The sequence below is a fragment of the Collimonas sp. genome (assembly GCF_039923675.1).
In the GTDB taxonomy this organism is placed as follows: Bacteria; Pseudomonadota; Gammaproteobacteria; order Burkholderiales; family Burkholderiaceae_D; genus Collimonas.
Genome location: NZ_JBDTCG010000084.1, coordinates 1 through 12,926 on the forward strand (window position 1 = coordinate 1; position 12,926 = coordinate 12,926).

Sequence of the window (12,926 nt, forward strand, 5' to 3'; positions counted from 1 at the left end):
TCGACACCGACCAAGGTGTTGGTGCACGGCCTGATCGGCGGTTTGATGGCGAAGGCGATAGGCGGCAACTTTGGGACCGGCGCAGCAGGTGCTGCAGCGGCCAAGTTGGCGGTCGAAACTTTTGGCAACGACATTCAAGGCATTGCCGGCTTGAGTGCCGATGAGAAGAACGCCCTGGTGCAACTGGTTGGATTGACTGTCGGCAAGGCTGTGGCGCAAGCAGCTGGAGGTACGGCGGCTGATGGCAATGCTGCGGCGGTGACTGCGAAGCTGGCGACACAATATAATTTCTTGAATCATACGCAAGCTGCGCTCATGAGAAAAGATATTGCATCATGTCAGGCAAAGGCTGGTGGTTGCACAGATGATCAAGTAATGACCATCTTTAACAAATACCATGATCTTTCTAACGCGAACATAAGTGCAGTACAAAGCTGCATCACTGCTGGAGATGCCCAATGCGTGAAGAATCTGGAATCGAGTGCTGCAACTGCAAGTGAAGTCAGCGGAATACTCCCGTTTGGATATGGTAATTATGAAAAGCAACTCATTGCACGCCAAAATAATGTGAATGATTTCGGCTCGGTCGCCGGCAAGGATGCCGCGTACGGTACCGATATACAGCAGGCACAGGATATAGCAAAGTTCCGTGCAGCCAATTGCAGTGGTCAGACCAGTAGTGCTTGCGATACCTTGGTCGCGCAAGCAATAGGCTATCGTCTGGCACGGGCAGGTCTTCTATCAGGGGCTGCTGCGGCAACAGCGGTGTTGACCACCGGCGTACGTAATCAGCTTCCCGGGCCGAAAACTGCGGCCATAGGTGAAGTGGTTCCGGAGAAAAATATCGTTGTTGGCGACGGGGACTTGCATAATGTTTATGGCATAAATACCGGAACCGGCACTACAGGAAAACTCATTGGCTCTACCAACGGCCGCACTCTTGCTGAGCAAAACTTTGTCGGTGAAATGTTGGGCGGTGGAAAAACAGTTGAAATAATTCCTGCTACGAATGCTGGTCGCTCTGCTGACTTCGTCATTGATGGCAGGAAGTACGAGCTAAAAACTATGAGCGATGTAACTAACCAGACTTCGGATGGTTTATCCAAAGCACTCTCAAGCACTGCTATGGATGCACGTGGTCAGTCTGGAGACATTATTATTGACGCTCGTAATCAGTCTGGTATGACTGCCGACATCGCTGCTCGAGGTATTGATAGGGCGTATGGCGCAGACTCTCGCTCGGGATCTAAAATTCAGAGCATTACAGTGGTCACGCCTCAAGGTACAGTCTATGTACCAAGAAAATTATAAGGATTACTATGATTAACGGCTACCCAACAGAAGAAGAATTGCGTAACAGAATTGCACGTCAGCTCGAGTGGCGTGATTCATCCGATACTGTCGCGTTGATTTGGCATGGTTATCTCTCTGCCTTGTTTGAATGGGGAGTAATTGAGCTACAGGCCTTTGACCGACTTTCTGCGATGCTGCCTCAAATTGGCAGTAAAGAGTTGATGGAATTGTTTTCTGATGAACCGCTTAGCCAGAAGCAAGAACGTGAGGTTGATGAATCTTTGCGGTCTTATAAAAAACTGGATTAGTTTGGGGTGCCCCCATAATCCACACGAAGAGGATCTGCGTATGATGAGTTTCTCACGTAGATCCTTGTTTTCAAGTTGGGCAACGTTACACCGTGGACATGTCAATAACCGGATTACGAAATATGTCTCGAAAATCGTAATCCAACTCTCAATAATGTCTATGGTACAAGTACACCAGGCGAAGCGTCGGCAGCTTCCGTAAATTCAGCAATTGGCTTACGGGCAAGCTTATCAGTACAAGCTGGTGTTCCCACTTCGCTGTCAGATGTTTGGGGGGCATCGATATCAGATCTTAAACAGGTGTTTGATACGCAAGGTGCAACGATTAACCCGGTTCCAGCTAGGGCAAACGATTCAACTTGATTTGCCATACCTGCTCACGCGCTGCGTATCCCATCGACTCGTTCACATCGTCGCCGACCAAGGCTTCGCCAAATCCAATCCAAGCATCTCTGCAAATTTCTTCAGTTGCGCTGCATCTTTTCCCGCAGGCAGCTCGCTCAACGCGGTAAGCGCAATCCATTTTGCATCGACTTCGAAGAAATCGCGCAGGTTGGCCCGCGTATCACTACGTCCAAAACCATCGGTTCCCAGCGTGACGTAGCTTGCCGGAACAAACGCTCGGATACTCTCTGCCATACTGCGGACATAATCGCTGGCTGCAATGACCGGCGCCTGGCTATCTCCAAGTTGGCGGGTGACGTAGGCTGCTTCCGATGCGTTGGAGAGGCGCTGGTTGCGTTGCGCCGCAATGCCGTCGCGGGCCAGCTCGGTGTAGCTGGTGACGCTCCAGACTTCCGTGTTTATCCCGAATTTTTCCTGTAATAATGCTGCGGCGGCGATCGCTTCTTTCAGGATCGGGCCGGCTGCCAGCAGGCGCACGTCGGCGTTTTTCTTTCGCTCCAGGCAATACATGCCGCGCTTGATCCCTTCTTCAACGCCTTGCGGCATGCTGGGCTGGGCTTCGTTTTCATTCGTCACAGTGACGTAATAGAAAATGTCTTCCTGGTTGCCGAGCATGCGTTGCATCCCGTCTTGTACGATTACCGCCATTTCATAAGCGTAGGCCGGATCGTAGGATACGCAGTTCGGCACGGTTGCTGCAATAAGATGGCTGGAGCCGTCCTGATGCTGCAGGCCTTCGCCTGCCAGTGTCGTGCGTCCGGATGTGGCGCCGACCAGGAAGCCGCGTGCGCGCTGGTCGGCTGCGGCCCAGATCAGATCGCCGATGCGCTGGAAGCCGAACATCGAGTAGTAAATGTAGAACGGCAGCATCGGCAATCCATGCACCGAATAACTGGTGGCCGCCGCGGTCCAGGAGGAGATCGCACCGGCTTCCGAAATGCCTTCTTCCAGAATCTGGCCGTCTTTGGCTTCGCGGTAATACAGGATCGAGCCGATATCTTCCGGTTCGTATAACTGGCCCTGCGAAGAGTAGATGCCGACCTGCCGGAACAGGTTGGCCATGCCGAAAGTGCGCGCTTCGTCCGCCACGATCGGTACGATATGCTTGCCGATGCCGTCGTCTTTCAGCAGGGCGCCGAGCATCCGTACCAGCGCCATCGTGGTTGACATTTCCTTGCCGGCGGCGTCGAGCGCGAATTTTGCGTGCGATGCAATCTCCGGCACCGCTAGTTGCTGCTGCGATGTACTGCGGCGCGGCATGAAGCCGCCCAGGGCGGCGCGGCGTTGCAGCAGGTGGCGCATTTCGGGGCTGTCGTCGGCCGGCTTGTAGAACGCCAGCGCTGCGCAGGCTTCATCGGAGATCGGCAGCTTGAAGCGATTGCGGAATGCGATGAGCGTGTCGGCATCCAGCTTTTTCTGCTGATGCGTGGTCATCTTGCCCTGGCCGGCCGCCCCCATGCCGAAGCCTTTCTTGGTCTGGGCCAGTATCACCGTCGGCTGGCCGCGGTGATTTGCGGCAGCGTGATAGGCCGCATGGATTTTTTTCATGTCGTGACCGCCGCGGTGCAAGCGGTCGATTTCGTCATCCGTCAGCGTCGCGCCGATCGCTTGCAATGCGGGGCTTTGTCCAAAGAAGCGTTCGCGATTGAATGCGCCGTTATTGGCGGCGAAGGTTTGCAACTGGCCGTCTACTGTCTGGTTCAGGGCATTCACCAGTTCTCCCGATTTATCGCGGGCAAACAGAGTATCCCAGTCGGAACCCCACAATAACTTGACGACATTCCAGCCGGCGCCGGCGAATAGCGTTTCCAGCTCATCCACGATATGGCCGTTGCCGCGCACCGGGCCGTCGAGCCGCTGCAGATTGCAGTTGACCACGAATACCAGGTTGTCCAGCGTTTCACGCGACGCCAGGCTGAGCGCCGCCAGCGATTCCGGCTCATCCATCTCGCCGTCGCCGAATACGCCCCATACCTTGCGCTCTTGCGGCGCCAGCAAGCCGCGGTGTTCCAGATAGCGCATGAAGCGCGCCTGGTAGATCGCGCTGATCGGGCCGAGGCCCATCGAGCCGGTAGGGAATTGCCAGAAATTTTCCATCAGCCACGGATGCGGGTAGGACGACAGCCCCTGCGCACCGTGTTTTTTCGCTTCGATTTCCTGCCGGTAGAACGACAATTCCTTTTCTGTCAGGGTGCCTTCCAGGAAGGCGCGCGCATAAATTCCCGGCGCGGAATGCGCCTGGAAATAGACCAGGTCGCCGCCAAAAGCATCGGTGCGCGCGCGGAAAAAATGGTTGAATCCGACTTCGAACAGGTCGGCGGCAGAAGCGTAGCTGGCGATGTGGCCGCCCAGTTCGCCGTAAGCGCGATTGGCGCGCACCACCATCGCCAATGCGTTCCAGCGCATCAGGCTGGCCAGGCGCTGTTCGGTCGACAGCGCATCCGCGCCGCCTGGAAAAGGCGGCTCATCCTTGACGCGAATGGTGTTGGTATAAGGGGTATTGCGGGAGTCGCGCCATTTGATTCCCGATTGCTGCGCCGCTGCGCTCAGGCGCGACAGCAGGTAACGCGCACGTTCCGGACCGGAGGCCTGTATCACCGCCTGCAACGCGTCGACCCATTCGTCAGTTTCCTGCCGGTCACTGTCAAATTGACTGTTCAGATTGTTGGCAGATGACATTTCCATAGCCCCTGTTCCTCGGTAGTTGAGTATAAGCATAAGGTACGACCAAAGAAGCAGCATGGGTAACTGAAATAAGCTGTCAGTTGTTAAAAATTCGGCATAAAATATCTAAACTACTCATAAATCAGATTTTTACACTGCATATGAATCTCGACTCAACAGATCTGCGAATTTTGAGGGTGCTGCAGGACGATTCCAGCATCAGCAATGTCGACCTGGCCAGGAAGATCAATCTGTCCGCGTCGCCAACGTTGGCGCGGGTAAAAGCCCTGGAAGCTGAAAAAGTGATTGCGCGCTATGTGGCGCTGGTCGATCCGCCGGCGCTTGGCTTGAAAATGAATGTCTTCATCCAGGTGAGCCTGGAGAAGCAGGAGTCCGCCGCGCTGGCGCGCTTCGAGAAAGCGGTCAGCCACTTCGAGGAAGTGATGGAGGTCTATCTGATGACGGGGGACGAGGACTATCTGCTGCGCATCGTGGTGCCGGATATCCAGGCGCTCGAACGCTTTATCCTGGATCACCTGACAAAGATTCCGGGGATTAAGAACATCCGTTCCAGCTTCGCATTGAAGCAGGTGAAATACAAGACGGCGCTACCGATCATTTCCTGAACCTGATGCCGAGACCAATCAGCCAATCAACGATGGCGGTTGGTCCGGCGCGGGGATTTATCAGGTTTGCCGTTGCGGCAGTTGCCAGTCGGGGCGGATGAAGTGGCAAGTGTAGCCGGAAGGAAGGCGCAGCAAATAGTCCTGATGCTCCGGTTCCGCTTCCCAGAACGGCCCGGCCGGCGCGACTTCCGTCACCACTTTACCCGGCCACAGGTCTGAGGCGTCGACATCGGCAATGGTGTCTTCCGCGGTCTGCTTCTGTTGTTCGCTGGTGTAGAAAATGGCGGAACGGTAGCTGGTCCCGAAATCGTTGCCTTGGCGATTTTGCGTGCTGGGATCGTGTATCTGGAAGAAAAATTCCAGCAGTTTGCGGTAGCTGATGACCTGCGGGTCAAAAATCACTTCGATGGCTTCGGCATGGCTGCCGTGGTGGCGGTAAGTGGCGTTGGCGACATCGCCGCCGCTATAGCCGACCCGCGTCGAGAGTATGCCCGGATAGCTGCGCAGTAAATCCTGCACGCCCCAGAAACAGCCTCCCGCCAGGATGGCTTTTTCGCTTGTTGTTGTCATTGTCGTTTCCTTTCCAAAAATAGCGCATTGCTTGCGTATTGTGTTTGCGTACTATGCTTAACTTCAATAGCGGCATCTTACCCTTTTTACAGCACGCGCATTCCTGACCGGATATCCGCGCCTTAAACGCCGAGCCGGACCAGCTGCGCCGCCTGGTAGGCGGCAATCGCATCATTGAACAGGCAACGGATCAGGGGATCGTCGATGATATCCGCCGACGCCAACTCGGCATCGTTGCCGGCATCGAAAACATGGTCGTTGATCCTGATATACATCGACGTCAGGGATTCTCCCAGCGCCAGCGCGGCGTAGCATTTGGAGAGCGCGACCTCGGTGGTCCAGGACAAAGGTTCGTCGCTGGCCGCAACCTGCTCGATGCTGTCGCCATCTGTCCGATAGTGTAAATGCGTGGTGGCGCCGGCATGGCTGTACAGTGTCAATCGCCACAGCCGCGGCTGCCGGAAGAAACTATCGTCGGGCAATTCCATGGCGCGGTATTTTTCCGGCAAGCCGGTACGGCAGAAATCCATCACCAGCGCAGTTTGCTCGTCGTTCAATGGCGCGAAGCGGCAGGCAATGTCTGCCGTGGCGGGCGGCTTGAGATGGGGCAGGTACTGGTAATCGAGGTTCTGATCGCCGATAGGGATGACCCAGCTGAGCGGTGCCGCCGGTTCCAGCGATGTCTGATCCAATACCACGGACACCGACGGGTTCAGCCTGAGTACGCGCGACCCCCGCAGGGCGGCCTCGATGTCTTGCCGGAACTGGCGGTAGGTGATCGGAAATAGAGCGTGGTTGTACCAGGACCAAGGTTCTTGCACGAACTGGCAGGAGCTGGGCACCACATACCTGGGATTGAGCGCTTGCAACTGGCCTATCCATTCTTCTGGTAATGACACGGGACCCGCAGTGGCCCGGGTTGGCGCGATCACTTCGATTTCGCGCATGGTCTGGAACGGCCACAGCACCATGTCCCAAGGGGCAAAGCGCGCCAGCTCATGCAACGCCGAGGGATCGATCCAGGAATCGACCACGTTCAAGACATTCAGGCCGGCCGCCTTGACGTGGAACATGGAATCGACATCGGCATCGAGGGCCTTTCTGGGAATGACTTCGATTGCGCCAATGGGTACGGGAACGTCGATTTCCAGGCTGTGCACATGCGTGAAACCGAGCTTGCGGATCATCGCGAATAATTGTTCGAAGATGCAATACAGATAGATCGGGGTCTTGCGGTCCAGGAAATCCAGGCTCTCCAGTGAGCAGTGGTCGTCATGGAAGTGCGAAATAAAGACAGCGTCCAGCTTGAGCTGCCGTACCTGCTCGTGATCGAAGCTGACATCCGGGAAAGCATGGCAATTCCTGCTGAAGGGATTTTCCACGATGGGATCGAATGCGATCACCGTGCCGCCGCATTCAAACAGGTAGCCGGCGTGCAGGATGCGGGAGATTTTCAGGGTCAAAGGGATCGATGCGGTAAGTTGTAAAACACGTCTGCAACATGGTTAAGCCATATTACCCGATATGGTGTTGCACGCCCAGACGCGCCGGACTGAGCGCGGCGACCTCGACGCCATGCGCCAGTATAAGATCCGGGAGCGGCAGTCCGCACAACATGGCGGCATACGCCTTGCCGGCGGCAGGCGCCGACTGAATGCCGTAGCCGCCTTGCGCGGCAGCCCAAAAGAAGCCGGTGAGTTTTTGATCAAAACCTGCAACGAAGCTGCCGTCGGCGACGAAGGGTCGCAAACCGGCCCAGACATGGCTCGGCCGCCGTACATCGAGCGTGGCAGGGCCAGGAGGACACATCCGTACCGGCAGGCGGACTGAAGATGAAGGCCGAGCGCCGTTTCGGCACCAGCCCGATGCGGTCGGCGCCCGCCATCTGGCCGATGACGTCGGCCCAGGCGCCGGCGGCATTGATGAGCAGCGGGGCGCTGAACCTGCCTTGTGTCGTCGTGACTTCCCAGGCTTGCGCGTGATATGCCAGTGCCTGCACCTCCGCATCGCAGACCAGCTTCGCCGCTCCGGCCCGTGCGCCACGCAGAAAACCCTGATGCAAGGCATGCACGTCGATATCGGCGGCGTCCGCTTCGTAGGCCGCGCCGGCAAGCTTGGTCTGCATCGAGTCGTTAGACCTTATCCGACATGGAACGTACGATCGCTTCGTGCGCATCCAGTTCTGCCAGTTGATCCTGCGTCGCAAACATCAAGGCGCCACGCGGTGTCAGCAAGGGATGGCCGGCAAATCCAGCCGGCCGATGGTCAAAGAAAGTACGGCTGGCGCAGGTTCGCGCCCGCACCTGCGGCGGCCCGTAGCTTTCCATATACAGCGCGGCCGAACGGCCGGTGCTGTGATAGCCGGGCTGGGACTCGCGCTCAAGAGGGATCACGCGTGCATGTGGAGCAAGCCGGGTCAGCCAATAGGCAATCGATGCGCCGGCAATGCCGGCGCCGACGATGATGTAATCCGCCTGAGTTTCAGTTTCCATGCAAAATCCCGCCTTGATGACCTGTGTGGTGCAATGCTACACCGCCGGCCTGCTGGCCGGTGCGGGGTCATCTGTTTCCGGGTCACCCTGACTGCGTGGCGGATGGGTAACGATGGCGGTCAATCCGGCGTCGGTTGCTTTCAATGCTTCCAGGTCCGGCCGCGGCCGGCGTAATTCAGGGCGGCTGTCGAATAAACGCTCGAACGCGCTGGCGCATGCCAGCAAATGAGCATCTGCCCGGAACGTACCGATCAGCTGCAAGCCGAACGGCATGTGCTTGTGATCGCTGCCGCATGGCATGGAGAGGGCAGGGTTGGTTGCCAGCGTAACCACGTAGGTGAGCGACAACCAGCGGTAATAATTTTCGAGCGCGATGCCGTTGACCTGTTTTAAAAACAGATCGGACCAGGGAAAAGGGGATACCGGCGTGGTCGGCGAGAGGATCAAGTCATAGTCGGTAAACAGCGCTTGAAAGCGGCGAAACAGGCGCGTCTGTTCGGCTTGGGCCCAGGCGCAGTCAGCCAGTGTCATGGCGGCGCCCAGCTCGTAGTTGGCGCGCGTATTCGGCCCCAGCGAAGCAGGGTCGTGCTTATAGGCTGCATCGAGGCCGGCGACAAAACTCTCTGCGCGTATCACGTCAAAGCAGCGATGGGCGTCGCCTAGATCGAATCTGACTGGTGAGCATTCTTTAACATGCGGCCGCAAGGCCTCGATCTTGCTGCGAAACACCTTGCGTATGTCGTCATCGACTTCGCAAATGCCGAAGTCCTCGGTATAGCCTATGCGCAGCTCGGACAAATCGATATCCTCCGGCGCGCTAAAGGCGTCCGCGACGATCGGATAGCTGAGCGGATCGGCCGCATGCATGCCGGCGCTGGCTCTAAGCTGCAGCAGTACATCGGCCATGGTTCTGCCCATCGGGCCGACTACCGATATTGGCGTCCATCCCAGCAATTTTCGTTCGCTCGGCACCACGCCGGGAGACGGCCGAAATCCCACCACGCCGCATTTGGCCGCAGGAATCCGCAGCGAGCCGCCGGTATCCGAACCGCTGCACAAAGGCAGCATGTCTACCGCCAGCGCCGCGGCAGAGCCGCCGGAGGAGCCGCCCGCATTCAGCAGCGGATTGAAGGGATTGCCGGTTGCGCCCCATACGGCATTTCTGGTATTTGCGCCGGCACCCATTTCCGGCACATTGGTCTTGCCCGCCACAATCGCACCCGCAGCGCGCAAGCGCGCCACCAGGGCATTGTCCTTGTCCGGAATATTGTGACGATAAATCGGTGAACCGTAAGTCGTCAGCAGGCCTTCGGTTTCTTCCAGGTCCTTGATGCCGATCGGTAGGCCGTGCAGCAGTCCCAATCGCCTGCCTGCGAGCACCGCAGCCTCGGCATCTGCGGCTTCGCGGCGGGCGCGTTCGAAGCAGGTGGCGGTAACGGCGTTGATATGCGGATTGAGCGCTTCTATCCTGCCGATGCAGGCATCCAGCAATTCCACCGGCGATATTTCCTTCGAGCCGATCAGGCGGCGCAATTCGACGGCGCTTTTTTCAACGATGTTTTGTTCAAGCATGGGATTCCTCTGGATTTTTCGCGACTTCCGGTGTCGCTCCGTTGTTTGCCGTATCTGTTGCTGTCTTGCCGGTCTTGATGAACATGCTTACGATAACCGAAAAGCAGGCGGAGGCAATCAAAAAGCCGAACGCATAATCGTAATTGCTGAAAGCGCTGACCAGGAAGCCTATCGCCAGCGGCGAAATGAATCCGGCCGATTGCCCGCCCAGGTTCACCATGCCGATGCTGGTGCCGACCAGGCGTTCCGGGAATATCTTGGTGGGCAAGGCGATGCAGGTCGCGAGAACGAAGGATTTAAAGAAATAGACGATGCATTGGTAGGTGATGACGCCGGCGACGCTATCGGCGGTGTACATCAAATACAGGAACGCCGCGGTCAATACCGAACTGGCGATCAGCAAATAGCGCTCCTTGCCGTCGAAAAACCGTACCATTACCCAGCCGCCGATTGCCGTCGAGATACCGGCAAGCACATAGGGTAAAGGCAATAGCAGGCCAACCGATTTCAGGTCCAGTCCGCGTTGCGTCATCAGATAGGTGGGCATCCAGGAATCCAGCCCCTTGTTGACGACGCTGAGCCCGAACCACACTGCGACGATTTTCCACATCAGCGGCGTTTTGAGCAGGTTCCTGAAGGCCTCCTTGTCTATCTTTTTCTTGCCGGCGGCGCTTCCTTGCCCGACCGATCGCGCTTTGGCCGGTTTGATGAAAAACCAGTACGCCGCACTGAAAAACAGACCCGCAATGCCCATGTAATGGAATACGTTGCGCCAGCCGAAATGAATGATCATGGGCGCAACGATCAGCGGCGCCAGCATGCTGCCGACATAGTTGGATGACATCAGCAGCGCCGACATCTTCGGGCGTTCCTCTTTTGAGAAGACTTCTGCCACGCCCTTGACGCTGGCGGCCGGAAATGCGCCTTCGCCGAGGCCGAAAACAAACCGGATCAACACCATGCTGGTCAACGACCAGGCTACGCCGGTGACGCCGGTGAAAATCGACCATAACAAGATCGACACCACGATGACCGGCCTGGAACCGAAACGATCCGACAGCCAGCCGCCGGGTAGCTGCATCAGCGAGTAGCCGAGGAAAAAGCTGCTCAGCAATATGCCGAGTTGCGCCGGTTCCAGGTGAAAATCGCCCGCGATATGGGTGACCGCGAAAGTAATGGCGGCCCTGTCGATGTACGAAACACACCATCCCAGATAGAGCAGCGCCAGCACGACATATTTGTGATTGGCTTTTTCCAATACGGCATTCATGCAAGGCTCCACGGGCTTCGATGTGCAACAGTCAAGATGCTTCCTGCGCCATCGCTGGCGCCGGGCGGAACCTTGACACCAGGGACGGCTACTCTGACGCGCTTTAACCGTTACGGAACAGGAAACTATAGGCGTTCAGCGCCGGTACGCCGCCGAGATGGGCATACAGGACCTTGGAGCCTTCCGGGAATTCACCCAGCCGCACTTTCTCTATCATTCCGTGCATCGACTTGCCCTCGTAGACCGGATCGGTCAGCATGCCTTCGAGGCGGGCGCAAAGGCGAATGGCTTCCAGCGTGCCGTCGTTCGGCAAGCCATATTCGGGGCCGCCGAAGCGTGTATCCAGGACCACGTCCTTGGCGGTAATGTCGCGGCCCAGTTCAACCAGCCCGGCAGTATTCTTGGCGATGCGCAGAATCTGATCGAAGGTCTGCTGCGGTTTGGCCGAGGCGTCGATGCCGATGACCTTGTCGGCGCGGTCATCCGCCGCAAAACCCACCAGCATGCCGGCTTGCGTGCTGCCGGTCACCGAGCAGGTCACGATGTAATCGAACTTGAAGCCCAGCTCGGCTTCCTGTTGCCGGACTTCCTCGGCAAAGCCGACGAATCCCAGTCCGCCGCGCGGATGCTCGGAGCAACCGGCGGGGATCGGGAATGGCTTGCCGCCAGCCTTGCGCACATCCTCCATGGCTTGCTCCCAGCTGTGGCGGATGCCGATATCGAATCCGGCGCTGTCCAGCCGCACATCGGCGCCCATGATGCGCGACATCTCGATGTTGCCGACCCGGTCGTACACCGCATCCGAGTAGTTCACCCAATTCTCTTGCACCAGGACGCATTTGAGACCCAGATGCGCCGCCACTGCCGCCACCTGGCGTGTTTGATTGGACTGGATGCCGCCGATTGAAACCAGCGTGTCGTAGCCGCCTTCCAGCGCTTCAGGAATGAGGTACTCGAGTTTGCGCGTCTTGTTGCCGCCAAAGGCCAGGCCGCTGTTGCAGTCTTCACGTTTCGCGTACAGATCGACTTTTCCGCCGAGGTGGGCGCTAAGGCGTTTGAGCGGCTGGATCGGCGTAGGGCCGAAAGTCAGGGAATGACGGGGAAATTTCTTCAGGTTCATGGGAACGGCTCCTGGGGTTAGGGTAAGTATCCACGCATCAAAGCTGGCAAAGAAAACCGGCATGTCCGAATCCAGCTTTTTTCAGATGCTGAGTGTGAATCCATATTAAAATTAAAGCCAAGAAACATGGTTGCAAATTTATTGCATAATTCAATGTTAAAAAACGTTTTTTATTAATCGACATACTTTTTGTTTTGAAATAAATCATATGAAAGCAATAAAAGTGCGTTCGGAGACGCTGCCGCCCGATGCTGCCGGCGAAGCGTTGGATCGCACTGACCGCGCCATCCTTAAAGCGCTGCAGCGCGACGCATCCATATCGAATGTTGCATTGGCGGCAAAAGTGAATTTGAGCGCGCCCGCGTGCTTGCGGCGCGTGGAGCGTCTCAAGGAAATGGGGCTGATCAAAGGCATAGTGGCGTTGCTCAATCCGCGCGCCCTTGATCTCGGCACGCTGGTGATGATCGGCGTGGTGCTGGACAGATCGACGCCGGAATCGTTTACCGATTTCGAAAATGCGGTGCAGAAGGTTTCCGGCTGCCTTGAGTGCCACGTCGTCACCGGAGAGTTCGACTACTTCATGCTGGTGCGCACCAAGGACAACGA

General features: G+C 57.1%; 9 protein-coding genes and 2 pseudogenes. 4 read left to right on the plus strand and 7 right to left on the minus strand.

Translation table 11 applies throughout. The features are described from left to right. Positions 1–1,311, plus strand: a pseudogene (locus tag ABI171_RS18435) (hypothetical protein); the annotation flags it as partial. Between the two features lie 8 nt (positions 1,312–1,319). Beyond that, positions 1,320–1,601 (plus strand): hypothetical protein, encoded by a 282-nt coding sequence (locus ABI171_RS18440; protein ID WP_348093991.1) that lies wholly within the window; start codon positions 1,320–1,322, stop codon positions 1,599–1,601. A 405-nt stretch (positions 1,602–2,006) separates the two neighbouring features. Here ABI171_RS18440 and mdeB read toward each other — a convergent pair whose 3' ends face one another. Further along, positions 2,007–4,691, minus strand: coding sequence for an alpha-ketoglutarate dehydrogenase (gene mdeB / locus ABI171_RS18445; RefSeq protein ID WP_348093992.1), 2,685 nt, complete (start codon positions 4,689–4,691; stop codon positions 2,007–2,009). A 140-nt stretch (positions 4,692–4,831) separates the two neighbouring features. On the opposite strand from mdeB, the gene ABI171_RS18450 reads away from it, so the two are divergent. Beyond that, entirely contained in the window at positions 4,832–5,296 is a 465-nt protein-coding gene (locus ABI171_RS18450; protein ID WP_348093993.1) for an Lrp/AsnC family transcriptional regulator, read from the plus strand. Between the two features lie 60 nt (positions 5,297–5,356). Here the strand turns inward: ABI171_RS18450 and msrA are convergent, their stop codons facing one another. The 6 genes and pseudogenes from msrA to ABI171_RS18480 form a co-directional block, all read right to left on the minus strand. Then, complete coding sequence (msrA, locus tag ABI171_RS18455) at positions 5,357–5,866, minus strand: peptide-methionine (S)-S-oxide reductase MsrA (protein WP_348093994.1); 510 nt, start codon at positions 5,864–5,866, stop codon at positions 5,357–5,359. A gap of 122 nt (positions 5,867–5,988) precedes the next feature. Further along, positions 5,989–7,329, minus strand: coding sequence for an MBL fold metallo-hydrolase (locus ABI171_RS18460; protein WP_348093995.1), 1,341 nt, complete (start codon positions 7,327–7,329; stop codon positions 5,989–5,991). Between the two features lie 52 nt (positions 7,330–7,381). After that, positions 7,382–8,358, minus strand: a pseudogene (locus ABI171_RS18465) (FAD-binding oxidoreductase). A gap of 36 nt (positions 8,359–8,394) precedes the next feature. Next, on the minus strand, positions 8,395–9,930 hold the full coding sequence (locus ABI171_RS18470; RefSeq protein ID WP_348093997.1) for an amidase family protein: 1,536 nt from the start codon (positions 9,928–9,930) through the stop codon (positions 8,395–8,397). Beyond that, positions 9,923–11,200: an MFS transporter gene (locus tag ABI171_RS18475; RefSeq protein WP_348093998.1), complete on the minus strand. Its 1,278-nt coding sequence runs from the start codon at positions 11,198–11,200 to the stop codon at positions 9,923–9,925. The genes ABI171_RS18470 and ABI171_RS18475 overlap by 8 nt, the downstream gene beginning before the upstream one ends. Positions 11,201–11,303: 103 nt before the next feature. Next, positions 11,304–12,320, minus strand: a complete 1,017-nt coding sequence (locus tag ABI171_RS18480; RefSeq protein WP_348093999.1) for a 1-aminocyclopropane-1-carboxylate deaminase — start codon at positions 12,318–12,320, stop codon at positions 11,304–11,306. A gap of 208 nt (positions 12,321–12,528) precedes the next feature. On the opposite strand from ABI171_RS18480, the gene ABI171_RS18485 reads away from it, so the two are divergent. Then, positions 12,529–12,926 (plus strand): Lrp/AsnC family transcriptional regulator (locus tag ABI171_RS18485; protein ID WP_348094000.1); only part of this gene is annotated, 398 nt, incomplete at its 3' end.